Origin of the sequence: Paenibacillus piscarius, from assembly GCF_022234545.1 — a bacterium.
Taxonomy (GTDB): domain Bacteria; phylum Bacillota; class Bacilli; order Paenibacillales; family Paenibacillaceae; genus Paenibacillus_AQ; species Paenibacillus_AQ piscarius.
In genome coordinates this window covers 495,691-519,957 of the sequence record NZ_JAIEUI010000002.1, presented here as the reverse complement: position 1 = coordinate 519,957, position 24,267 = coordinate 495,691, and the positions used below count along the sequence as shown (strand labels likewise).

Here is a 24,267-nt window from a genome sequence, read left to right as displayed (position 1 = left end):
GTTAAGGCCCTTCCGGTCCTGAGGTGAGCCAATATACGGCCCGAGCCGGATAATTTGGTGAGAGGAGTACATCTATGAAACGTAAAGTTGTGGTCGTCGGTCTGGGATATGTCGGTCTTCCGCTGGCGATGTTGTTTCATCAGAAGAATTATCATGTCATTGGTATTGATGTAGACAATGAGAAATTAGTGAAATTGCGGGAGGGAAGATCGTATATTTCCGACATCGGTGATGATCAAATTGGATGGCTTAACGTGTCCGGGAGCTTTGAATATACCAGTGATTTCTCCAGAGTAAGCGAGTCGGAAGCGATCATCATCTGTGTTCCTACCCCGCTGTCGGAGAGTAGCGATCCTGACCTCAGCTATCTGAAGGGGGCTATGCAATCGGTCTTGCCTCATCTGAGACCTCAGCAGCTTATTATTGTGGAGAGCTCCACCTATCCCGGAACCACCGAAGAGGAATTTGTACCTCTGCTGGAACAGCATCAATACATTGTAGGCAAGGATGTATTCGTAGGCTATTCTCCTGAGCGCATTGATCCTGGCAACCTGCTGTTTTCGCTGGAGAACATCCCGAAGGTAGTCAGCGGAGCCACAGAAGGCTGCCTGGAGCGGATCGTAGACATCTACCAGACGGTCTTCCGGACCATTATTCCGGTTAGTTCTACCAAGGCGGCCGAGATGACGAAACTGCTGGAGAATACCTACCGCTTCATTAATATATCCTTCATTAATGAGATTGGCAGACTCTGCGGAGCGATGGACATAGATGTCTGGGAAGTCATTAGCGCTGCTTCTACCAAGCCTTACGGCTTCACCAGCTATGATCCCGGTCCCGGTATTGGCGGTCACTGTATCCCGGTAGATCCGCTATATCTGAAATGGAAGGCCAATCTGGAGGGGCTAGAGACACCGTTCATTGACCTGGCCAAGGAAATCAATGACTCCCAGCCAGCATATGTTATGGGCCGCATCAAGCAGCTGCTGTCCGATTGGAACCGAACAGACCGGGTGAGGATCCTGCAAATCGGGCTCGCATACAAAGCCAATATTGCTGATCTGCGGGAGTCGCCTTCGATCAGCCTGTTTCAGCTCTTGAAAGCCGAGGGGTATGAGCTGGATTATCACGATCCGTTTATTCCCAATTTCACAGCAGACGGTCATGAATATCATCATGTGCCTCTGAACGAAGAGACTCTTAATGAATATGACTGCGTAGTGATTGCCACCGCTCACCAGAGCGTCGATTATGAGATGATCCTGCGCGCTGCACCGTTAATTTTTGATACCCGAAATTGTTATGAGCTTGCTTATTCTCATGTGGCCAAACTTTAAATCTGGGAGGATCTTATATGATTACAATTAGCTTGTGTATGATTGTCAAGAATGAGGAAGCAGTGCTGGCCCGTTGTCTGGATACCATTCATGATATTGTGGATGAGATAAATATCGTCGATACCGGATCAACAGACAGCACCGTGGAAATTGCCAAGCGATACACCGACCGCGTATTCTTCTTTCCATGGACAGGAAACTTCGCTGCAGCCCGTACAGAGTCTTTCAAGCACGCTACGAAGGAATATATTCTATTTTTGGATGCGGACGATGTGATTCTGGAGGAGGACCGCGAGAAGCTGCGCAAGCTTAAGGAGACACTGGACCCTTCGGTGGATTCGGTATCGATGTTCTATGACGCCGGGACCGATGCCTATGGGAATGTTACTCTGAGATACCGCCGTAACCGTCTTGTCCGCCGGGACCGCAATTTCCAATGGAAAGGTGAGGCCCACCAATATCTTGAAGTGTACGGTAAGATCATCAATGAGAACATTTCGGTCACCCACAAGAAAATCAAGCATTCCGTTGGCCGGAATCTCAACATCTACAAGACACGGATCGAACGCGGCGATACCTTCTCCCCCCGCGATTATTTCTATTATGGGAATGAGCTGCGTGAGAACGGTCATCCGGAAGAAGCCATCAAGGCATACGACAAGAATATAGAGATGAAAGAGGGCTGGGTCGAAGATAAGTTCTATGCCTGCATTAATAAGGGAGATTGCTACCGCGCACTGGGCGACAGCGCCAATGAACTGGCTTCACTGCTTCAGTCATTCAAGTTCACAGGTACCCCGCGTCCTGAGGCTTGCAGCCGGATAGGCTATAATTTTCATAAAAAAGAGCAATATAAACACGCCATTTTCTGGTACGATCTGGCCACCCGGCTTGAGCCGGATGACAATCAGTGGAGCTTCAGCTATCCCGCATACTCCACCTGGTATCCTCACCTGCAGATGTGTGTCTGCTATTCCAAGATCGGAGATCTTCAAACAGCCTATGAGCATAACGAGCTGGCGGCAAAATATCGTCCGAATGATGCTGCAATCCTTCATAACCGCAAATGGTTCGAGGGGAAAGTGAAGCCCATAGAAGAAAATAAAACCTCTGCAGAAGATGAAGTTTCATGAAACAGCTTCCGTATATCCCGGCGGGCGGCAAAGCCAGGATCGTGTTCTTTGTCAAGCCAGGTCTAGATAACTTCCTGAATCCGATAATTATGGCGTTGTCTGAGCACTTTGTGACCAAAAAGCTTATCGTCTCGACTCATGAACAGATTGGTCCGGGGATGGAGGAGGCTGATATCTGCTGGTTCGAATGGTGCGATGATCTGGTAATGGCCGGAAGCAAGCATCCGCTTGCCCAACAGAGAATCCTCATCTGCCGGCTGCACAGCTTTGAAGCATTCTCTAGAAATATATACAGAGTCAACTGGAATGCGATCGACCGGCTGATCTTTGTTGGAAGCCATATCCGTGACTATGTTCTGGGCAGGAGAACCCGTCTGAGACAAGAGCAGACAGTGGTTATTGCAGGCGGCCTTGAGCTGGAGAAGTACAATTTCTCTGAACGGGAGAAGGGCTTCAATATTGCCTATGTAGGCTACATCAATTTTAAGAAGGGACCTATGTTGTTGCTTCATGCCTTCAAAGCAATTCATGACGAGGATTCCCGTTACCAGCTTCATATCGCGGGTGTGCATCAGGAGATTCGTTTCCAGCTTTATTTCAATCAGATGATTGAAGTCCTGGAATTACAGGACAGTATACATTTTGACGGATGGCAGGGAGATCTGGATCACTATTTGGAGGATAAACAGTATGTACTGGTTACAAGCCCTCTGGAGAGTCAGCATATTTCAGTTATGGAGGCTATGGCTAAGGGGATTAAACCGCTGATTCACAATTTTTACGGCGCGGAAGAAGTATTTGATAAGGATTTTATCTGGAACTCTATAGGTGATCTTGTGCAGCTTGTAACGGAGGACCGCTATGACTCGGCCCGTTACCGCTCCTTCATTGAGGAGCGGTATGCCTTCCGGCAGCAGACCGGACAGATTCAGGAGCTGCTTGAAGAACTGCTGGCGGAATCGAGAGCATTGGTTCCGGAAAGCCTGGCGGCTGTACCGAAAATTACAGTAGGCATCATCAACTATAATTACAGCCAATATCTGGATGAATGTCTGCAGTCTGTTATCGGCCAGACCCATCCGAATATAGAAATACTCATTGTAGACGACGGTTCAACGGATAACTCCTTGACAGTGATTGAACGATATGTGGAGTGCTACGATAATATTAAGCTGATTAGCGACGGCGGGCACACAGGCCTTCCTGACAGAGCATTTCAGCAAATATACGCTGCTGCAGAAGGAGAATTTACTCTTCTTCTAAGTTCAGATGATTATCTCCCACATGACAGGGTTCTGGACTGTTACCTGCAAGCTTTTCAAGAGACGAATGGGCCGGATATTGATTATGTCTATGGTGATATTCAACTGGTGGGAACTTCCGGGGAGCCTGCAGGTCAATGGAATTACCGCGAATATAGCGATAATAATATTGTAAGGCTTGTTTTTGAAAGATGGGGTTCGGGTGTTGTTCCAATGATCGGAATGTTCAGAACATCCTTTTACCAAAAGAACGACTGGTATATTGATCCCTTGAAGAAGATTGCTGGTGATACACTGAACTGCATAATCAATTGCAAACGTGGCTGGGTCCGCAAGCATGTGAAGGCCCCCTTGCTCTGTTACCGCAGACATTCAAGCAGCATAAGCACTCATATAGACAAAAGGATTCAATCCCTGATTTATATCCTGGATTACATTATCCATCATTTTGATGAGAAATTGTATTTCCCTGCTTTTAATTGGGATCAGTACGGGGAGCAAGCCAGGCAAGCCGTCAAAAATTATGCTATAGGTAATCATTATGCCAAGATGGCACTGAATTATATGAGTAATTCATTTACCAGAAAGTATAATGCGGAGCAAAAGAAAGCCTATATCCAGCCCATTCTAGTCAAAATGGATGAATACTTCGAGCTTAGCCTGCAAGCTGGAGACGACTACAGTGAGGAAATTGCGAGCCGGAGCGATTCCTTCCGTGGGTGGCCTCGGTCATCCTCATAAATCCGGCATCCGGCTCCAATCTTGCTATGGGCACCGACCGTCACTCTGGCCAGTATGTTATTCCTATTACAGCGGTCTTAACCACCGAGATAATGAGCGAGTGTACGGTGAATGGCCTCTTCCCAGGGAGTGGATATCAGCTTGTCGTTCTGCTCCAGCAGCTTATCAATAGAGCCTGTCATCACCCTATCCTTCGCATGAGAATACTCTAAGATTGGCGTTTGCTTCAATGTCCGGCCCATCTGCTGTATAAGGTCCAGCATGGTAAGAGTATGACGGCCTGCAATATTGTACACTCCATGCAGATTATTGCGAATCAGCCAAACAGAGGCCTCTGCTGCATCTTCGATTTGGACTGGATTTATGGTTAGTCCATAGCGTTCACCATCGATACGAATTGTCTGATTGGCCATCAATTTATAGATGAGCTCGGGGAACAGCCGCGGCCTCTTTTGCTCGGCGCCGAATGGGAAATAGTAGCGTAAAATGAGGTGGTTGTGTGGCCAAAGACAGGCAATATTCTCTTCAATAGCCAGCTTATAGCGGGAATAGCTTACTTCCGGCTGGGGCGGGTCGTGCTCCTTCCTGTTGCCTGCATACCCATATACCCCTCCTGTAGAGGCATACACAACATCTGTAATCCGCATAATCCGGTAACGTTCAAGGAAATCTGCTTCTTTATCATACACGTCCTGATAATCAACAGCATCAGGACCTGGAAGCTGAGCGGCAAAATGAATCAGCAGATTGCGGCCGTTGTAGCCAACGCCGGCAGGCTGAGGAACATTCAGATCCCAATACTGCCATGAGGACGGCGTATGGAATTGGGGCTTGCGCCCAAGCAGGGTTATATGATTGGCAATCCCTGCATTCAGAAGGTATTTGAGTACATGGCTTCCGACAAAGCTGGAATAACCGGTCATAATAATCCGGTCAAATCGCGCATTGCTCAATCTTGAGGCCCCCTTTTACCCAGTTCCTGATTAATATGGGCTGCTGTAAGCCGTATTCCTTCTTCGAGGTCAACTTTAGCCTGGAAGCCAAGAATTTGCCGGGCCTTGTTCAATTCAGGAATTCGAAGCTCAACATCGACGTTGTTTTTCTCCTGGAAATGAATGGGGGAGAGAGAGCCTAATACGCGAACTATCGTGTTGGCAAGGCCATAGATCGTAATAATGGTAGATTCGTTGCCGAGATTAAAGGATTCTCCAATGGCTCCATCAATGGTCAGACAGCGCATAATGCCTTCTACCATATCATCAACATAACACCAGGCCCGAATCTGAGTACCGCTGCCGTGCACCTGAATCGTTCGGTTCTGCAGCGCAAGCTCAATCATTGTCTTGATGGCTCCTTCGCCGATTTGCCCGGGACCATAGATATTGAAGGGCCTGATAATGACGGTAGGCAGGCCGAATTCCTTATAGTGCGCATAGGTCAGATGTTCTTCGGCAAGCTTGCTGACCGCATACGTCCATCTTGCTTCACCAACGGCTCCCAGCACTGTAGCGTTAGATTCGTTGGCTCGAAAGGCGACCTGGCCGAAGACCTCGCTGGTGCTGAAGCAGAGGACGCGCTCACAGTGGTCCAGAGTAGCTGCTGCTTCAAGCAGGTTGGAGGAGCCGATCATGTTAACCTTCATGGTCAGCACCGGGTTACGGATCACGGTATCTATCCCTGCGATACCGGCAGCATGCACGACATGGGTAGCACCTTGGATAGCGGTCTTGAGTGCTGGAAGGTCCAGAATATCTCCATGAATGATGTTCAGATTAGGGTGGTTGCGGTAAGGCTTGAACTTCAGTGCATCTCTGGAGAAATTATCATACACGGTCACCTTGTTACGCTCGATAAGTGTGCCGATCAGTGAGGAGCCGATAAATCCGGCGCCTCCGGTAATAAAAACATGCTTCCCGTTGAAATCCGGGAAATCCACAAGGTTCATAATTCTCAGCCTCCTAGATCCGTATTTCTGCATGAATAACATATGCTTCTCCAGAAGAGGGAAGAACCTTGAATAACTAAGGAGCGTGAATTGAATGGTATCACTGATACAGATAGACAGACAATTCCAGTCCATGAAATCCGAAATTCTTAGCGCGGTTGAAGCTGTTCTGGACCGGGGACAATTCATTCTTGGCGAAGAGGTAAGACAATTCGAGCAAGAGACGGCAGCCTATCTGCAGGTCCCCTATGCCGTCTCCGTCGGAAATGGGACAGATGCGCTGGTTATGGCCTTGACGGCACTGGATATCGGTGCCGGGGATGAAGTCATTACTACACCATTTACTTTCTTCGCTACAGCCGAGGCGATCTCAAGAGTCGGGGCAACGCCTGTCTTCGCGGATATTGATCCGCAGACGTATAATCTGGACCCTGCATCCGTTGAAGCCAGAATTACCCCCCGGACCAAGGCCATTCTTCCAGTGCATATCTTCGGCCAATCCTGCGATATGCAGCAATTCACAGCAATGGCTGAACAATACGGTCTGGAGCTGGTTGAAGATGCCTGCCAGGCCTTCGGGGCAGAGGAGAAAGGGGTTAAGCTTGGAACAATCGGCCGGATCGGCTGCTACTCCTTCTTCCCGACCAAGAATCTGTCGACCATTGGAGACGGCGGAATGCTGGTCACGAAGGATGGGGAGCTGGCTAAGCGGCTGCGTAAGCTACGGCATCATGGCAGTGTGAAGAAATATTATCATGATGAAATAGGCTTCAACAGCAGGCTGGATGAGATTCATGCAGCAGTACTCCGCAGCGGACTCAAGCATATCGACGGCTGGAACGGAGTGCGCCGCGCTCTCGCACATGTATACGACAGCTTGAACGGGAAGAGCGGGTTAAGCACTCCGGTGAACCGGCATCAGGGCAATTCCCATATCTACCATTTGTATTGTGTAGAGCATGAGCAGAGGGATGACTTCATGGCTTACTTGCGGACGAACAACATTGCCAGTGGCTCCTATTATCCGCTTCCGCTGCATCTGCAGCAGGTCTATCGCCAGCTCGGCTATAAGCCGGGAGATCTGCCGGTTGCCGAGCGTAAATCGGAGCGGCTTCTTGCGCTTCCGCTACATCCGTTTCTGTCCGCTGAGGAACAGCAGGAGGTTATTGAGGTTGCTCTTAATTATACAGGGAAGGAATGAATAAGCTCATGAAGCTTGGCATCGGCATCATCGGCTGTGGACGGATAACAGAAAAGCATGCTGCATCGCTATTACGGCTGGGTTCGGCCAGGGTTGTGGCTATCAGTGACCTATCGGCAGAGCGTATGGAGATCATTCACCGGCAACTGGTTCAGGGAGGATACACTCCAGGCGAGGTGGCAATGTATCCTGACTATGCAGATCTGCTGATGCATCCTGAAGTGAAGGTGATTGTCATTGCCACCTCCAGCGGACGCCATGCCGATATGGCTGGAGATGCACTGATCGCAGGTAAGCACGTCATTATCGAGAAGCCGCTTGCCCTTACATTGGAAGATACACGGCTTCTTTCTGAACTGGCCAGTAAGCGTAATTTGAACCTTCTTGTCTGCCATCAGATGCGGTATCGTCTTCCAATGCTGCGAATCAAGAATTACATTGACAGCGGTCTGCTGGGCGAGTTGTACTATGGGGTAGCGTCCATTGAAATCAGCCGGTCTCCGGAGTATTTCCGTCAGGCTGCCTGGCGGGGGACCTGGGACCAGGATGGCGGCATGCTGCTCAATCAGGGTATTCATCTTATTGATCTGCTTCTATGGTTCCTCGGTGATGTAGAAGGAGCCTATGGTGAATTGCAGAAAGTTCAGGAAGGGAAGGAGATTGAGGATGTCGCGCTTGCTGTCCTCTCCTTTCAGAATGGGGCCAAGGGGCTGGTAGAAGCCAATACGATTACAAGACCCGGTAACTTCGGTTACTCTATCCGTGTATTCGCAGAGAAAGGCACACTGATTATTAGCGGAGCGCAGCTTGAGCATATTGAACGTTTTGAAGTAAACGGTGTTCAGGTGGCAGAGGAGGATCTCCGGCAGCTGGAGTCGGACAGGGATGAGCAACTGCGCATGTATGAAGCTTATCTGGATCGGATCAGCAACGGGGCTGAAGGTATGGTCGTTGACGCGACAGAGGCGGGCAGATCCATTGAAGCCATCTTTGCCATCTACCAGTCCGCTCTCGAAGGTCGCAGAGTAACCCTGCCTCTTGTGGAGTTCTCCTCAGAGGATATGAGGGAGGGGGAGCGGTACGGATGACGGAGAAAATAGAATTGATTGAGGCTGCCATGAAGGCAGGGCAATGGGATTCTGTGAACGCATTGCTGGACAGTTGGGAGATGGAGAAATTCCCTGCTTCAATCTATTATAAGTATCGTTCAGAACTCTCAATGCACTTCGGCAATGCCCCTAACAGCTGGCTATGGTTATGGAGAGGTCTGGAGAATTACCCTGATGACCAGGTATTGAAAGATTTGTACACGCAGGCTGACAACAAGTTTCCTGTCGCTCCATTACGTGTATTCCAGGGAACCATGGAAATTGCCAATCAGATGAATACCTTAAATCGCGGACTTCGGGCCCAAGGAATCACGGCACATTCTCTGGATTATTCTCCAAGCTATCTGGGGTATGGCTCAGATTACACCTATCCACTGCTTCCTGAACTGAATAGGAAGGGGATACTTGAGAAATTACGCAGGTTAACACTCGCTCTTCTTCCCAAATATGATCTTTTTCATTTTCATTTTGCCCAGAGCATCGCTCTTGATTATACGGATTACCCCTTGCTGAAGCAAGCAGGTAAGTCAGTCATTATGCAGCATTGGGGCAGCGATGTCAGGCTCTACTCCGTTGCGGTGAAGAGCAACCCGTATGTGCTTGTTAAACATCCTGAACGCATATTGAGGCAGCGGTTGTCTCTGCTCTCCCGCCATGTACAGCATTGTATTGTTGCTGATAGAGAGCTTGAACAATATGTGAAGGACTACTATCCCGAGGTATCGATTGTTCCTATGATGGTAGATCTGGCCCGCTATGCCGTGCAGGAAGAATGGAAGCCGAATGAGCGGCTGCTGATTGTTCATGCGCCAACTAGTCCTGAAATCAAAGGAACCGAGGTGATTCTAAAAGTTATTGAATCTCTAGGGCAGCAGTATGAATTCGACTTCATGCTGATTCAGGGAATGACTCACGAGGAAGCCAAGGCTCTCTACCAGAAAGCGGATCTGATTATTGATCAACTGCATATCGGCAGCTACGGCCTGTTGGCTGTGGAGAGTATGGCGCTTGGCAAGCCGGTGGTCTGCTGGATCAGCGATTACATGACGGAGCAATATCCGGCAGAGCTGCCGCTAATTCGTGCCAATCCTGATACGCTCCAGAAGGTTCTGGAGGATCTGCTGAAGAACCGTGATGCTCTGCCGGAGATTGGTCTGCGGGGGAGAGCTTATGCGGAACAGCATCATGATATGGTCAAGAATAGCCAGAGCGTGCTTGATATCTATCATCGTCTGCTATCAATCTAAATCAGATGTGAGGAGAATGCGTGTTGAGCATCCATGAGAGTGCAAGGATCGGGCAGGGGGTCCAGCTTGGTGAGTATGTGGTCGTAGAGGAAGGAGTCGTCATCGGCGATAAGGTATCCATCGGACATCATAGTATAATTAAGGCCGGAACTAAGATTGGAGATCGCACGGTGATTGGGGATCTGACGATACTGGGCAAGAAGCCCGGCGCTAACCGGAAAATGTCCAGAAAGCCGGCGTTAGAGCTCCCGGCTCTGTTCATAGAAGCCGATGTCAGGATCGGCAGTCACGTGAGCGTGTATGCCGGTTCAGTGATCGGCAGCGGTGTTCTAATTGCAGATCATGCGAGCATCCGGGAGCAGATTGTAGTCGGGAGGGATACCATCCTGGGACGGAATGTGATGGTTGAACCCAATACCAGCATCGGATCGGAGACTACCATTCAGACAGGTTCATATATAACCGCGGATACGGTTATTGAGGATCAAGTCTTCATCGGGCCCTGCTGCTCGATGTCCAACGATAAATATATGGCCAGCGGCAAAGGGCATCACCAAGGGCCGCGCATCCGCAGAGGTGCACGAATAGGCAATAATGCTTCATTGCTTCCCGTAGAGATCGGGGCGAATGCTGTTGTGGGAGCGGGAGCCGTTGTGACCAAGGATGTTGTACCCGGAGCGGTTGTTGTCGGTAATCCTGCCCGCTTACGGTAAAGCCTGGCTGCCAGCGAACTATAGATCCTTCATAGGCCCGAGTGTGCATTTGTTCCCGGCACCGCCCGGGCATTACATAATTTATCTGATAAATCATTTCTATGTGAATATTAACTGCATATATTATCCCAAGGCTGCTAAATCCGTTAAAACCGGAATTGAATGAAACCGTATGGGAGATGGTGCTTTGTACGCAAGCAAGCGAGACCAAATCATGGAACTGACGGCCACGTATTACAAGGAGCAACGGCCTGAGCATTCATTCAGACCGGGATTAGACATGATTCCGGCAAGCGGTAAAACATTTGATGAGCAGGAGCTTGTGAGTCTGATGAATGCATCGCTTGATTATTCCCTGTCTGAAGGAGATCAGGCCGCACGGTTTGAGCGGCAATTAGCCATAACGTTGGGAGCCCGTTTCTCCCTTCTGGTGAACTCGGGAACAAGTGCCAATATTCTGGCTCTCTCTGCGCTCACCTCCCCTTATCTGGGAGCAAGACAATTGCAACCGGGGGATGAAGTGATCACGATTGCCAATAAATTTCCAAGTACGATTATTCCTATCATGCAGCACGGACTGGTTCCGGTATTTACGGATGTAACGATTCCCTCCTACGCGATCGAGACAGAGCTTCTGGACCGGATGGTCACGCACAGGACAAAAGCGGTCATGGTTGCCCATACCATGGGGAACCCTTTCAATATTGCGTATATGAAGGAATTTGCTGACCGGCACGGGCTGTGGCTGATTGAGGATGCAAGCGATGCTCTGGGGTCCATGTATCAGGGACAGCCTGTTGGATCATTTGGAGATTTGGCGACGGTCAGCTTCTTTCCCGGACAACAGATCACCATGGAGGAAGGAGGAGCGGTGCTGACCTCCAGCTCTTTGCTGAAGCAGATTGTTGAATCCTTGCGCGACGCGGGCAAGGCTTCTCCTTATGCTAATCAGCAGACTGGTGTTAACCATTCAATGGGCTTCCAGCAGCTTGCGGCTAATCTCTACGGGGCTATCGGCCTCACGCAGCTTCGCAAGCTTGCCGGGTTCACCCGGAAGCGCAGGGAGAACTTCAAGCTCTTATATCAGGCGCTGGAGCCTTTGCAATATGCGCTGCATTTGCCGGAGGAGACCCCGGGCAGCGAGCCGAGCTGGCTCGGCTTTCCGGTTATTGTGAAGGAACATTCGCCGATTGGACGCAATGAGCTGATTCGGAGTCTTGAAGAGGGCGGTATTGGTACGCGTCTGGTGTTTCCGGGGCCATCCCTCAGACAATTTGGTTTGACGGCCGGTTCCTACAGGCTTGCGGGACCGCTGCACAATACGGAGACTATTAGAGAGCGTTCCTTCTGGATCGGGCTGCACCCTGGTCTGACGGAAGAGATGCTGTCCTATTCAGCCAGTGCGTTCCATAAGATATTTACCATGTAATCCAGTTGTGGAGGGAGCCGGTGAAATTGAATACAGCCAAGAAGCTGTCTCTGTGCATGATTGTTCACAACGAGGAGCAATGGCTCAGAAAGTGTCTCAGCAGCATCCGGGAAGCTGTTGATGAAATCATAATCGTCGATACGGGCTCAACGGACCGGACCAGAGAGATCGCAGAAGAATATGGCGCGGCAGTGTATGACTATTCCTGGCAGGATGATTTCTCTGCGGCCCGCAACTACAGCCTGGAGCAGGCTACCGGAGATTGGGTGCTCTGGCTGGATGCCGATGAAGAGGTAGAGAGCGGTGGTGCCATGAACGTCAGGCAGGTGCTGGAGACAGACTCTGAGACGACCCTGCTGGCCGGCATCCATCTGTTTAGCTATTTCGGCGAGGGTCCTCCTGACCGGCGGCGCGCGCACGGGATGAATCAGATCCGGATGTTCCGCAGAGAGAGAGGCTTCCGCTTCCGGGGCAATGTCCATGAGCAGCTCTATTTGCCTGATGAGAATATTGTGCAGTCCATGGTGATCCAACTCCCGGTAACGGTATACCACTATGGTTATATGGATGAAACCGTAAGCCTGCGGGATAAAGACAAGCGAAATATGCTGCTGCTGCAGCAGGAGAAGAATCAGGGCTCTCCGGATCCCTGGATTGATTATCATATGGCAAGTGTGCTGTACCGGAGAGAAGCCTTCGATGAAGCCTACCAATATGTGAATTCCTCGATTAGCCAGTTTGTACAGCAGGGTTATCTGCCGCCTTCTCTGCTTTATAAATTAAAATATTCGATCCTGCTGGTCACCTCGCCAACCCGGGAATCTGTATCCGGCATTGATCTCGCAATTCAATTGTATCCTGATTATATAGATCTCTACTACACTAAAGGGCTGATGCTGTTCCAGATGGGATTGTTCCAGGAGGCTGCAGAGGTGTTCCAGAAATGCATTGCCCTTGGGGAGGACTGTAACGAGCATCTGACCACCAAGGGAGCAGGCAGCTTCCTGGCTTGTTACTATCTGGGGCGATGCTACCTGGCCACCGGCAACGACAAGCTGGCACAGACTGCCTTGCAGGAGGCATTACTGCTCAATCCTGAATATACTGAGGCAGAGGAGCTGCTTAGGAAAATGGATGTCTGAATGGCGGTAAACGGTATTCATAATAAAGAAGCCTGCAACAGCTGGTTGGCAGCCGGGGCAGGCTTCTTTATTTTTGCTTTTTTCTCATGAATGGTGAACTTCGTGGATAGATTTAAGAATAGAACTTAATGGAAGGAGAAGGACGATGAGCAGAGCGTATAGTCAAATGGAACTGATTCAGATGGTGAAGCTGCCGGCTACCACCGTCAAGCGCTGGCTGACCTATTATTCTCTCTTTATGCCTACTGTGAGGAAGGGGGACATTATGATGTACAGATACGAAGCCATTCCTTTGCTGAAACGGATTGATGCCCTCAGGAAAGAGCGTTATCACCTGGGAACGATTGTAAGGATACTGATTGAAGAGGGATTCCCGGTATACCGGGAGAACGATGCTGATGACGGCAAGCCTTACCCCCAGGAATCTGCAGAAATACAGCCCAAGGAGAATATCAATCTTGAATTGGCCCAGTCCCTGGAGAAGCTGTCACAGCAAATTCAAGAGCTCGCCGGGCTGCTTCAACGATCCGGCGACTGAGGAATGGTTGTCCGGTTCTAGGGAATCAGATGAATAATAATCCTGGCCTTGTTATTTAACCAAGGCGCTGCCGGTGCTGTTGAAGTTCTGCGGTTGGTGGAGCAGCCTGGTGAGTTCAGATAATTCTCCAGATATTTAAGCTGATCCAGCAGAGTGCTCAGGGATTGCCGATATTGCGACGGTGCAGCATTCAGCCTGATGGTTAACCTGATGAGCTTCCAAAGGGCCTTATGCAGGCTTGCCAGACCTTGCTGGCCGGGAAGGATATTGTCCCGGAACGCAAAGAGATGCTCGTCTCCATGATCATCGCCGGGCAGAGTAGAGAACCAGAGGCTGCTGAGTATGATGTTACGCAGGATTTCTTCACATTGCTGAATCATTCTGGCACTGATCCGGAGCAACTGGTCTCTGCGGAAGCGATGCTCTGAGTCCGTAGCCTCCCGGACTGTTGAAGTGACCAGAGCTGACAGCAATTCAAGCACATGCTCCACACAGAATAACATGGAATTGTTAGTATCTGCTATTGCCTTCTGCAGAGAGCGTAGTCTGCGCTCAGTGCTTGTAGAAGCAAGAGTAGATCTGAGCCCTGCGGTGCGGGCATAGCTAAGCAGGGATACCGGACGGAACAGGAGCAGCATCTGGAAATTAATGAACATGCCGTTAATCATCCTGGTGAACCGTTCCGGTTCACCAAGGAGAGTGTCTTGCGCATGCTTCTGAGCCATGGATATGTAACGGGTCTGACCATACCACCACTGACGCAAGGCATGCTCCATGGCGATGGACGATTCCAGGCCATTCTTCCGTCTATTCTTCCTGTTGTTCATCGGGCGGGCCCTCATCCTTGGCAGCAAGATCGATGACATCCTCCAGCTTGAACTGCAGCATCATCTGATTCTTAAGGATGGTTCGGAGCATGCGCTCGACGCTGCGGTTCACCTGCAGGAGCTCAATCATGGTGATGCTATCGAACTTCAGCATACGCTGGATCTTCTCGCCCTCAGCATTCATGATATGGGAGAGGCCGATTTCCTCGAGTGCGATTGAAGACAACAGCATATTAATAACTTCATTTCGGGTTAGAGTAATCAAGGGCGTGATGTCAGGAATATTGGGCATTGACACGATCTATATCCTCCTCTAATCATCGATTAGCACACCGGGAATGGCTGTACGCATGTATTCTCATGAATGGAACTAAGGCTGGTTAGCCACCGAGTCCATAATTGCGAACTTCTGTATATTATATGTATGGCCGAAGTCTCCATAATATTAAGCATTAATCACATTTGTGGCGAGAATTATACGGACATAGCAGACTTGACGGTCTTGGCCGGGAAATGGCACCAATGGAGAAAAGCAGCCCCGGCGAATAGGGGCTGCTTTCAATTCGTGCTCTTTCCATTATGAGACTCTGACAATTGTAATTTGACAACCTAACTGGGGAGCTGCGGTGGTTAATGTAGTAGACGTTGCAGCTGCATTCACTAATGTGAAAACTTCATTAGCTCCGGTGACGTTAACCAGAAAAGTAGCGGATAACCCATAATTTTCGTTTGCTGCGGTATTGCTGTTGGTCGCTCTGCTTCCGGAAACCGCGGTGCCAGCCGCATTTCTTAACTCAAAAGCCAAGGTGTCGCCTGCATTTGCTGCTTGCCCGTATATGATCCAGGTAATTAAATATACCCCGGTCAATAAAGTAATATTATTGCCCGCTACCGCTATGTCCGGAGTGCCGTTATTTACAGGTATATCAGTAAATGGTACTGGACCTCCATTTGCAGCTATGACAGGAGCGGGGGTAGTATTTATAGCGATTACGTTACGTGTAGTGAAAACATCCGCCGAAGGGCCGGTAGGGCCAGTAGGGCCAGTGACACCTTGGGGACCGGTTACGCCAGTAGGCCCGGTGACGCCAGTGGGCCCGGTGACACCAGTAGGGCCGGTGACGCCAGCTCCGGTAGGACCAGTGGGACCGGTAGCGCCAGTGGGGCCGGTAGGGCCAGTGACACCAGTAGGGCCGGTGACGCCAGCTCCGGTAGGGCCAGTGGGACCGGTAGCGCCAGTGGGGCCGGTAGGGCCAGTGACACCAGTGGGACCAGTGACGCCAGCTCCGGTAGGGCCGGTAGCTCCAGTAGCGCCGGTAACACCAGTGGGCCCGGTAACACCAGTGGGACCGGTAGCACCTCTGGGCCCTCCTCCCGGACCAGTGGGGCCGGTAGCACCTCTGGGCCCTCCTGCCGGACCGGAAGGACCAGTAATACCACGAGGCCCGGTCACTCCAATGCCGGTAGGTCCTGTTGCTCCGCGAGGACCCGTTACGCCTTTTGGTCCTGTCATACCAGTTAGCCCGGTGATGCCTTGGGGGCCGGTGATACCTGGAGAACCGGTGATACCTTGGGGACCGGTAGCGCCTCTGGGCCCTCCTGCCGGACCAGTGGGGCCAGTAGCGCCTCTGGGTCCTCCTGCTGGACCAGTGGGTCCAGTGGTACCGCGTGGTCCGGTTGCTCCTGCACCAGCCGGACCAGTGGGTCCTGGCACTCCGGTAGGGCCTTGCTCTCCAGTTGGTCCTGCAGGTCCTGTCGCTCCCGGCACTCCGGTAGGGCCTTGCTCTCCAGTTGGTCCCGCAGGTCCTGTCGCTCCTGCCTGCCCGCCGTTATTCTCTCCAAGCAGTTCTTCAGACACCAGCCGGTGTGCGGTTACCAGTTGCCCTGCACTGTTCTTGCCCCATACCGACACCTGTACCGGATTACTCGCACCGGCTACATTACCGGGGGTACCAAAGGTAAATTCAAAACCATTAAAATCTGCATAATAGTTCTTCGTAATGACTTGATTCGCTGCAATGTGGAGCAGCTCGCTAACATACAAGGTTCTGGTTCCCGCATTTAGATAATAACCCTGTATAGATACTGAGGAAGCCGAGTCACCACTACGGTTATCAACCTTCACGGTAACCTGCTGCGTAGGCCTCGTTCCGTTAACCGGGTTATTCTCAATCGGTCCTGTTGACAAAAAGGCCATTCCTTCATCACTTCCAGTCCGCGTATTTGAATTTCATTAAAGTATACATGCCGGGCCTGCAGTACACTTAATGATTAATATATTAATATTCAAGCTTACCGGTTTGGTGTGGACATAGAGGCGGAGTCTGCTAAATCGGGCAGATAAATAAAGGAAGAAGCCCCCTCCTATAGAAAAGGCTGATGGACCGGAAACGCTTTGTTCTCCAAAGGGTTTTATTCCTTGATCATTGTTGCCGCCTAGTGCAACCAAAATTTCACAGGATCTAACCTCTGCTGTACCTGGACTTAGGGTTACTGGAAGTGAATTTGCTCATTTATTTGTAAAAATACTTTGGATGTTGCCTCTTGCCGGATTGTATGGGCATTCCAGATCATCGAAGTAAGCTTGAGAAGTGGATCGCCGGTGGACATTTGGGTTGCCAGTCATTAACCGCTCTTTCACCAGAATTTTAAACCGGCAAGTCCATTTACAGCAGCAACTCCGGGAAATGACAATTCGATCGCTACCCTAAGGTAGCGATCGAATATAAGTGTTATAGGTTGTCAGCTAGCTCGACGATTGTCATATTTGTATTTGCTCTGACAGTTACCTCTCTATTTAATGCCAAAGAGATAATATGGTCGTTTGCCCCATTGGCGTGCATAATAAACGATTTGGATACATTTACCCATTTTGCGGGGTCACCAGGCGGGAAACTGTTTATTGAACTGCCGGGATAAATATTAGTTGTCGCATTATGACGTATTGATACTATGACTTCTGCGGCAGTGTCGCTGGAATACTCCAAATAGTAATTAATCAGATATACTTTGTTGGTCAACAGATTAAATATATCCGGTGTATAACTTATATCTGTGCCACGAATTTCTCTTACATCAAATGCTATTCCCCTATTTGCAGGAGTAGTGGCAGTGGTAGTTCGGTAGGCAAACATACTATTTCGAGTATACTGAGAACCATCGGCTCCAGTGGGACCTGTGGCTCCAGTGGCCCCGGTGGCCCCAGGCGCCCCCGTGGCTCCAGTAGCTCCAGTGGCTCCCGTGGCTCCGGTAGCACCAGTGGCCCCGGTGGCCCCGGTGGCCCCAGGCGCCCCAGGCGCCCCAGTCGCCCCCGTGGCCCCGGTAGCCCCGGTAGCTCCAGTAGCTCCAGTGGCCCCGGTCGCCCCAGGCGCCCCAGGCGCCCCAGTCGCCCCCGTGGCCCCGGTCGCCCCGGTCGCCCCAGGCGCCCCGGTCGCCCCCGTGGCCCCGGTCGCCCCGGTCGCCCCAGTAGCTCCAGTGGCCCCGGTGGCCCCAGTCGCCCCGGTGGCCCCAGGCGCCCCAGGCGCCCCGGTCGCTCCAGTGGCCCCGGTCGCCCCAGTCACCCCAGTCGCCCCGGTCGCCCCAGTCACCCCAGTCGCCCCGGTCGCCCCGGTGGCCCCAGTCGCCCCCGTGGCCCCGGTCGCCCCGGTGGCCCCAGGCGCCCCAGTCGCCCCGGTCGCCCCGGTGGCCCCAGTTGCCCCAGTCGCCCCGGTGGCCCCGGTGGCCCCGGTCGCCCCAGGCGCCCCAGTAGCTCCAGTGGCTCCAGTGGCCCCAGTAGCTCCAGTGGCCCCAGTCGCCCCAGTAGCCCCCGTGGCTCCGGTAGCCCCCGTGGCTCCGGTGATTCCTGTAATTCCGGCTACGCCCGTAATCCCCCTAGATCCGGTAGGTCCGGTTGCTCCTGATCCGGTGGGTCCGGCAGGGCCGGTTACACCCCGCTGCCCGATTTCGATCCAGTTGCCCCAGGGAGCCCCGTTATTCTGGGAGCTGCGGTAGTAGAGGACAGGGTTAGAGATATAGAGCTGTTGTACATAATTGCCCACCTTGGAGACATATAAGGTCCAGACTGCCGGATGAGTAACCGGTGGACTGCCGTGAGGCCCAGTACCACCGGGATCATTGGAACTATAAACGCCCGCTTCAATCAAGCTGTCCAGGTCTGTGCCCGAGGGGAGCTGCTCATAGGAAAATGCGTCTATGTCTTCAGCGTCCAGGACGACGGCTCCAGCCTGACCGTTCACAGTTAAGACTCCGCCTGGCGCTCCTGTCGGCCCCGCCGGTCCGGTCGGTCCGATTAAGGTTGGAACGTTGGCGGCCGTTTTCAGCTTGGAATCGAGCATCATCTCCTGGCGGAAGATCGTATCCAGCATAGCTTGGGTACTGCTGTTGACTTCAAGCACCTGGGCAAGCGTGGCCGGAGGACCGCTGAGTCCCGGGAGAGTCCCGAGGGCAAACTGGATTTTCTCACCTTCTGCATTAATAATATGGGCTAGTCCAAGCTCCTCCATGGCGATGGAAGAGAACAGCAGATTGACAACATCATCTCTGGATAGTGCAATCGCCGGGGTGATATTGGGAATATTGGGATTGGACAATACCATAACCTCCTCAAGTTGGATTAATCCACAATATTCTCCAGATTACTTATGTGACATAGTCACAAGACTAAAAGTCATATTAAAATTATAAATAAGCAAAAACAGATACAGAAAAATCCCATATAGAATTTAGGCAATTTTTAAACGCTTGCAGACGGCCTGAAATGAAATCCCCTTTTGGGCGGATTCGTAGACTCTATCCCAATCAATGCTCCTTTGAATCAAGAACACGTCGGAACAACCGAGAACGGTGGCCTGTACCTGATGCCCCCAGACGACCCTGCCCGGCAAATGAGAATGATAAAACCCGGCTTGCTCGATGGCAGTCACTGTACTCTGCTACATCCACAACCTTCCCCCGAAATCCTTAAGCCGTTGCTGCGGTCATGTACGTTCCCACATGTGTTAAAACAGGCTTGGAAGAATATACTGGAAGTGAATTGCTCATTTATAGTTTGTATTTCATTCATGCATACCGGAGCTACAAACCGGACTGAGAACCGGACTGTATGATAGCCAAAAGAGCGGCCCCATTGCAGAAGCCGCTTCGAGAGGTAGTTAGGTATTAAGAAATTAATTAGTATTTATTCCGAGACTTTGACAACTGTAATCAGGGCAGCTAATCGCGAACCATCTGTGGTTAATATGGTAGGATTAGGCGCATCGTTCACCAGCGTTAATAGCGAGTTGGCCACAGTTACATCAACGAGCACAGTATTTAACAAGCCGATGGTTGAATTAGCAACAGGTGCAGTATTGGTTGCTCTGCCTCCCAGAACAGAATTGTTTTGGCCGTTTAATTTTAGTTCAAAGGTTATGACTTGGCCTTGCGTTGCTACACCGCCGCTTATCATCCAGGTAACTAAATAGGTTCCTATTGCTAATCGAATAGCGTTATTAATAACAACAATATCGGGACTGCCGTTATCGACAAGAATATAATTAAGGGGTACTACTCCGGTGCTGGCCGTTACAGTTAAGCTATCCGCTGTATTTCCGACTGTTAAATTAAGTGCAGTGGCACTGTGACCCGTCGGTCCGGTATGGCCGGTCGGTCCGGTAGGCCCGGTGGGTCCGGTATGGCCGGCCGGTCCGGTATGGCCAGTAGGCCCGGTAGGCCCGGTCGGTCCGGTAGGACCAGTTGGTCCGGTGGGTCCGGTGGGTCCGGTATGGCCGGTCGGTCCGGTATGGCCGGTCGGTCCGGTAGGCCCGGTGGGTCCGGTAGGCCCGGCGGGTCCGGTATGACCCGTCGGTCCGGTAGGCCCGGTGGGTCCGGTAGGCCCGGTGGGTCCGGAGGGTCCGGTAGGCCCGGTCGGTCCGGTAGGACCAGTTGGTCCGGTAGGCCCGGTGGGTCCGGTATGACCCGTAGGCCCGGTAGGCCCGGCGGGTCCGGTGTGCCCGGCGGGTCCGGTGTGCCCGGTGTGCCCGGTGGGTCCGGATGGCCCGGTCGGCCCGGTGTGCCCGGTCGGCCCCGTCGGTCCGGAGGGTCCGGTAGGCCCGGTCGGCCCGGATGGCCCGGTCGGCCCGGTGTGCCCGGTCGGCCCCGTCGGTCCGGAGGGGCCGGTCGGTCCGGAGGGTCCGGTGTGCCCGGTATGGCCTGTAGGACCGGTATGTCCGGTGGGTCCGGAGGGCCCGGTAGGCCCGGTGTGTCCGGTGTGCCCGGTCGGCCCGGTGTGCCCGGTAGGCCCGGTGTGCCCGGTAGGCCCGGTGTGTCCGGTCGGTCCGGTATGCCCGGTGGCCCCGGTGTGTCCGGTATGTCCGGAGGGTCCGGTCGGTCCTGTAGCACCGGTTCCGGTCGGTCCCGTCGGTCCTTGCTCACCGATGGGAATCCACTGCGTGTAGTTGTTGCCACCGTCCTGGCTGCTGCGGTAGTAGAGAGAAGGATTGGAGATATAGAGCTGCTGGACATAATCGCCCACACGGGAGACATAAATCGTCCAGACGGCAGGATGCTCTACCGGTGGACTGTTCGGTGGAGGCGGACCGTTCGGATCTGAGGAGCTATAGACGCCAGCATCGGTCAAATGTTCCAGCACCGCATCGGAAGGCTCGTCGTTGTGGATAGGGAAGACGCCGTTCTCAGCACTCAGTATAACGTTGCCCGTCTGTCTGTTGACGCTGGTGACGGCTCCGGCGGCGCCGGTCGGTCCCGGCGGACCGGTGGGGCCGGCCAGTGTCGGCACATTGGCGGCGGTCTTCAGCTTGGAGTCGAGCATCATCTCCTGGCGGAAGACGGTGTCGAGCATGTTCTGGGTGCTGCTGTTGATGTCGAGCACCTGGGCGAGCGTTGCGGGGGGGCCGCTGATTCCCGGCAGCGTACCAAGAGCGAACTGGATTTTCTCCCCTTCAGCGTTGATAATATGAGCCAGACCCAGTTCCTCCATAGCAATGGAGGAGAACAATAAGTTAACGACATCATCCCTTGTCAACGTTATTGCAGGGGTGATGTTGGGAAGGTTGGGAGTAGACAATAGGTTAGCCTCCTTGGAATAGTTTTTATTGAATGATCAGACTTTGACGATTACTACTTTAGCTCCGAATCGTTCACCGCCTCTGCTTATGCGGACATCTCCTGGGCCATAGTTTACTAAAGTGATGCTGACTGAGCCTGCCGTTACGTCTAGAAGGAAAGTGGCAGTAAGAGTTTGAGATTGACCACTTACAGCGGTGCTATCAGCTGCTCCGCTTCCAATAATGGGATTCGCGTTGCTGTCCCGTATTTCAAAATACAATCCGTCGCCGTTTGTTACCGGACCTGCACTGACGTTCCAGGAAATTAAATAGGTGCCGGTTAACAATGTTATGATCGAATTATTTATCGTAATATCCGGGTTACCATGATCAACTTGAAAGGTAAAAGGAATTGATGAACCGGGAGCTACAATATAGTTTGCCGCATCATTTCCGGCAGTGAAATTAATTACGGTAGCGAGAGATCCCGTAAATCCGGTGGGTCCGGTAGGTCCGATATGCCCGGTAGGTCCGGTATGGCCCGTAGGTCCAGTGTGGCCAGTGGGCCCGGTGTGCCCGGTGGGTCCGGAGTGCCCGGTGGGGCCAGTATGGGTGGGCCCGGTCGGTCCGGTCGGTCCGGTATATCCGGTGGGCCCGGTATGCCCTGTCGGCCCGGTCGGTCCGGTGGGTCCGGTATGACCCGTCGGTCCGGTATGAGTCGGCCCGGTGTGCCCGGAGTGACCGGTGGGTCCGGTGGGCCCGGTGGGTCCCGTCAGTCCAATGGGTCCGGTATGACCAGTGGGCCCGGTCGGCCCGGCGGGTCCGGTATGTCCGGTGGGTCCGGTCGGTCCGGTGGGTCCGGAGTGCCCGGTAGGTCCGGTCGGTCCGGTGTGCCCGGTAGGTCCGGTCGGTCCGTAGTGTCCGGTGGGCCCGTAGTGTCCGGTAGGCCCGTAGTGTCCGGTAGGCCCGGTGTGTCCGGTGTGCCCGGTGAGCCCTGTATGCCCGGTGGGTCCGGTGTGTCCGGAGTGCCCGGTAGGCCCGGTGGGGCCGATATGTCCGGTAGGCCCGCGATGCCCGGTGTGCCCGGTGTGTCCGGTCGGCCCGGCAGGCCCGGTATGTCCGGTCGGTCCGGTGTGCCCGGTGTGCCCGGTGTGCCCGGTCGGTCCGGTGTGTCCGGTGGGTCCGGTATACCCGGTGGCCCCGGTGTGTCCGGTGGGTCCAGTCGGTCCAGTCGGTCCTGTGGCACCGATTCCGGTCGGTCCGGTCGGTCCTTGTTCACCGATGGGAATCCACTGCGTGTAGTTGTTTCCGCCGTCCTGGCTGCTGCGGTAGTAGAGGGAAGGATTGGAGATGTAGAGCTGCTGGACATAATTGCCCACACTGGAGACATAAATAGTCCAGACGGCGGGATGGTCTACCGGCGGAGTGTCCTGGGGAGCCGTGCCGTTCGGGTCTGCTGAGCTATAGACGCCAGGAAGCTTGAAGCTTTTCAACTCGGTGTCGGATTCCTCGTTATTTTTGATAGGGAAGACGTTATCCTCCGTGCCGAGTACAACGGCCCCCGTCTGTCCATTGACACTTAAGACACCGCCGTTAGGTCCGGTCGGTCCGGTCGGTCCGCTGGGTCCTATGACAACCGGAAGATTAGCAGCGGTCTTCAGCTTGGAATCCAGCATCATTTCTTGCTTGAAGATGGTATCCAGCATGGATTGTACGTTATTATTCACCTGCAGTACCTCAGCCAGTGTAGCGGGAGGACCGCTCAATCCTGGCAGTGTGCCTAAGGCGAACTGGATCTTTTCGCCTTCGGCATTAAGGATATGGGCTAGCCCGAGTTCTTCCATGGCAATCGAAGAGAATATAAGGTTGACGACATCATCTCTAGTTAATGCAATCGTTGGAGTGATGTTGGGAATATTAGGATTGGACAAAACCTTAACCTCCTTCTGTTGGTTTTATCTATCATATTCCTAGGTACCTTGGGACGAAACGGATGAAAACCTATTTCCAAGCAGTTCTTCAGACATTAACCGGTGGATTTTTTTGTAGCCGAATCACGCTGCGGTTATCGATTTTCACTGTAACTGCTGCGTCTATCCTGTGCGGTAGAATTCCGCCCATTGCTGATGGTATAAGGCTTGAGCCTTATCTCCCAAGGTCTGATAGCACGGCATAGCTGTTGATGGGGAAGCCAGGTGTGGTACACCTTGCAGAAGAGGTGCCTACCTGATCAGGCGCACCTCTGGATATACAATTTGCAGACAATGTAATTAGAATGGTTCTCTCCAGCGGTGCATAGACCAGATTCGATTGAACGGTATTTCGCAGTAGCTCGAGTGCTGTTGTTCACATCAAGCATCTATGCAAGTGTTGCCGGAGGACCGCTTAGCCCGGGGCGTGTGCCAAGGACAAACTGGATTTTCTCACCTTCCGCATTAATAATATGGGCTAATCCAAGCGCCTCCATGGCAATGGAAGAGAATAGCAAGTTGACCACATCATCCCTGGATAAGGCAATCGCCGGGGTGATGTTCGGAATATTGGGATAGGACAAAACCATAACCTCCTTCAATCGGATTAATCCACAATATTCTCTGAAT

General features: G+C 52.3%; 18 protein-coding genes and 2 pseudogenes. 10 read left to right on the top strand and 10 right to left on the bottom strand.

The window, feature by feature from the left end; all coding sequences use genetic code 11:
- The first annotated feature begins 74 nt into the window (after positions 1 to 74).
- From K1558_RS05790 to K1558_RS05780, 3 genes are read left to right on the top strand one after another with little or no spacing between them, the layout of a single operon-like run.
- A complete protein-coding gene (locus tag K1558_RS05790; protein ID WP_238650435.1) occupies positions 75 to 1,337 on the top strand; it encodes a nucleotide sugar dehydrogenase in 1,263 nt (420 codons plus the stop codon).
- 17 nt (positions 1,338 to 1,354) lie between these two features.
- Positions 1,355 to 2,470 carry a glycosyltransferase gene (locus K1558_RS05785; RefSeq protein WP_238650434.1) on the top strand — a complete coding sequence of 372 codons (1,116 nt, stop codon included), beginning with the start codon at positions 1,355 to 1,357 and terminating at the stop codon, positions 2,468 to 2,470.
- A complete protein-coding gene (locus tag K1558_RS05780) occupies positions 2,467 to 4,473 on the top strand; it encodes a glycosyltransferase (RefSeq protein ID WP_238650433.1) in 2,007 nt (668 codons plus the stop codon). The genes K1558_RS05785 and K1558_RS05780 overlap by 4 nt, the downstream gene beginning before the upstream one ends.
- A 77-nt stretch (positions 4,474 to 4,550) precedes the next feature.
- On the opposite strand, the gene K1558_RS05775 is transcribed toward K1558_RS05780, so the two are convergent.
- Both K1558_RS05775 and K1558_RS05770 read right to left on the bottom strand, forming a co-directional pair.
- Positions 4,551 to 5,426 (bottom strand): NAD-dependent epimerase/dehydratase family protein, encoded by an 876-nt coding sequence (locus tag K1558_RS05775; protein WP_238650432.1) that lies wholly within the window; start codon positions 5,424 to 5,426, stop codon positions 4,551 to 4,553.
- Entirely contained in the window at positions 5,423 to 6,418 is a 996-nt protein-coding gene (locus tag K1558_RS05770) for an NAD-dependent epimerase/dehydratase family protein (RefSeq protein ID WP_238650431.1), read from the bottom strand. Before K1558_RS05770 ends, K1558_RS05775 begins: the two co-directional genes overlap by 4 nt.
- A gap of 94 nt (positions 6,419 to 6,512) precedes the next feature.
- Between K1558_RS05770 and K1558_RS05765 the strand changes: the two genes are divergently transcribed.
- From K1558_RS05765 to K1558_RS05735, 7 genes are all read left to right on the top strand, one after another.
- Positions 6,513 to 7,619, top strand: a complete 1,107-nt coding sequence (locus K1558_RS05765) for a DegT/DnrJ/EryC1/StrS family aminotransferase (RefSeq protein WP_238650430.1) — start codon at positions 6,513 to 6,515, stop codon at positions 7,617 to 7,619.
- The gene (locus K1558_RS05760) at positions 7,616 to 8,707 is read left to right on the top strand and encodes a Gfo/Idh/MocA family protein (RefSeq protein ID WP_238650429.1); all 1,092 of its coding nucleotides are present in this window, start codon (positions 7,616 to 7,618) and stop codon (positions 8,705 to 8,707) included. Before K1558_RS05765 ends, K1558_RS05760 begins: the two co-directional genes overlap by 4 nt.
- Positions 8,704 to 9,975 (top strand): glycosyltransferase family protein, encoded by a 1,272-nt coding sequence (locus tag K1558_RS05755; protein ID WP_238650428.1) that lies wholly within the window; start codon positions 8,704 to 8,706, stop codon positions 9,973 to 9,975. Before K1558_RS05760 ends, K1558_RS05755 begins: the two co-directional genes overlap by 4 nt.
- Before the next feature lie 23 nt (positions 9,976 to 9,998).
- Entirely contained in the window at positions 9,999 to 10,688 is a 690-nt protein-coding gene (locus K1558_RS05750) for an acyltransferase (protein WP_238650427.1), read from the top strand.
- A 187-nt stretch (positions 10,689 to 10,875) separates the two neighbouring features.
- Positions 10,876 to 12,117, top strand: a complete 1,242-nt coding sequence (locus tag K1558_RS05745; protein WP_238650426.1) for a DegT/DnrJ/EryC1/StrS family aminotransferase — start codon at positions 10,876 to 10,878, stop codon at positions 12,115 to 12,117.
- Between the two features lie 20 nt (positions 12,118 to 12,137).
- Positions 12,138 to 13,259: a glycosyltransferase gene (locus tag K1558_RS05740; protein ID WP_238650425.1), complete on the top strand. Its 1,122-nt coding sequence runs from the start codon at positions 12,138 to 12,140 to the stop codon at positions 13,257 to 13,259.
- A gap of 145 nt (positions 13,260 to 13,404) precedes the next feature.
- A complete protein-coding gene (locus tag K1558_RS05735; protein ID WP_238650424.1) occupies positions 13,405 to 13,797 on the top strand; it encodes a MerR family transcriptional regulator in 393 nt (130 codons plus the stop codon).
- A 17-nt stretch (positions 13,798 to 13,814) separates the two neighbouring features.
- Here K1558_RS05735 and K1558_RS05730 read toward each other — a convergent pair whose 3' ends face one another.
- The 8 genes and pseudogenes from K1558_RS05730 to K1558_RS05700 all read right to left on the bottom strand — a co-directional run.
- Positions 13,815 to 14,624, bottom strand: coding sequence for a hypothetical protein (locus K1558_RS05730; protein WP_238650423.1), 810 nt, complete (start codon positions 14,622 to 14,624; stop codon positions 13,815 to 13,817).
- Complete coding sequence (locus K1558_RS05725; protein ID WP_238650422.1) at positions 14,605 to 14,922, bottom strand: alpha-helical endospore appendage domain-containing protein; 318 nt, start codon at positions 14,920 to 14,922, stop codon at positions 14,605 to 14,607. The genes K1558_RS05730 and K1558_RS05725 overlap by 20 nt, the downstream gene beginning before the upstream one ends.
- 279 nt (positions 14,923 to 15,201) lie before the next feature.
- The gene (locus K1558_RS32685; RefSeq protein WP_274528396.1) at positions 15,202 to 16,821 is read right to left on the bottom strand and encodes a collagen-like domain-containing protein; all 1,620 of its coding nucleotides are present in this window, start codon (positions 16,819 to 16,821) and stop codon (positions 15,202 to 15,204) included.
- A 535-nt stretch (positions 16,822 to 17,356) separates the two neighbouring features.
- Positions 17,357 to 19,213, bottom strand: coding sequence for a pyocin knob domain-containing protein (locus K1558_RS32680; RefSeq protein ID WP_274528395.1), 1,857 nt, complete (start codon positions 19,211 to 19,213; stop codon positions 17,357 to 17,359).
- A gap of 192 nt (positions 19,214 to 19,405) precedes the next feature.
- Positions 19,406 to 19,664, bottom strand: a pseudogene (locus K1558_RS33160) (hypothetical protein); the annotation flags it as partial.
- A 136-nt stretch (positions 19,665 to 19,800) separates the two neighbouring features.
- Positions 19,801 to 21,687, bottom strand: a complete 1,887-nt coding sequence (locus K1558_RS05710; RefSeq protein ID WP_274528394.1) for an alpha-helical endospore appendage domain-containing protein — start codon at positions 21,685 to 21,687, stop codon at positions 19,801 to 19,803.
- A gap of 36 nt (positions 21,688 to 21,723) precedes the next feature.
- Positions 21,724 to 23,598, bottom strand: coding sequence for an alpha-helical endospore appendage domain-containing protein (locus K1558_RS05705; RefSeq protein ID WP_274528393.1), 1,875 nt, complete (start codon positions 23,596 to 23,598; stop codon positions 21,724 to 21,726).
- A 434-nt stretch (positions 23,599 to 24,032) separates the two neighbouring features.
- Positions 24,033 to 24,221, bottom strand: a pseudogene (locus tag K1558_RS05700) (alpha-helical endospore appendage domain-containing protein); the annotation flags it as partial.
- Positions 24,222 to 24,267 lie beyond the last annotated feature (46 nt).

What these genes read in the sequence shown, in the direction of transcription:
- K1558_RS05780 (WP_238650433.1), top strand. Translation starts at nt 2,467, where the DNA reads ATGAAACAGCTTCCGTATATCCCGGCGGGCGGCAAAGCCAGGATCGTG.
- K1558_RS05765 (WP_238650430.1), top strand. Translation starts at nt 6,513, where the DNA reads ATGGTATCACTGATACAGATAGACAGACAATTCCAGTCCATGAAATCC.
- K1558_RS32685 (WP_274528396.1), bottom strand. Translation starts at nt 16,821, where the DNA reads ATGGCCTTTTTGTCAACAGGACCGATTGAGAATAACCCGGTTAACGGA.
- K1558_RS05730 (WP_238650423.1), bottom strand. Translation starts at nt 14,624, where the DNA reads ATGAACAACAGGAAGAATAGACGGAAGAATGGCCTGGAATCGTCCATC.
- K1558_RS05760 (WP_238650429.1), top strand. Translation starts at nt 7,616, where the DNA reads ATGAATAAGCTCATGAAGCTTGGCATCGGCATCATCGGCTGTGGACGG.
- K1558_RS05755 (WP_238650428.1), top strand. Translation starts at nt 8,704, where the DNA reads ATGACGGAGAAAATAGAATTGATTGAGGCTGCCATGAAGGCAGGGCAA.
- K1558_RS05770 (WP_238650431.1), bottom strand. Translation starts at nt 6,418, where the DNA reads ATGAACCTTGTGGATTTCCCGGATTTCAACGGGAAGCATGTTTTTATT.
- K1558_RS05785 (WP_238650434.1), top strand. Translation starts at nt 1,355, where the DNA reads ATGATTACAATTAGCTTGTGTATGATTGTCAAGAATGAGGAAGCAGTG.
- K1558_RS05790 (WP_238650435.1), top strand. Translation starts at nt 75, where the DNA reads ATGAAACGTAAAGTTGTGGTCGTCGGTCTGGGATATGTCGGTCTTCCG.
- K1558_RS05735 (WP_238650424.1), top strand. Translation starts at nt 13,405, where the DNA reads ATGAGCAGAGCGTATAGTCAAATGGAACTGATTCAGATGGTGAAGCTG.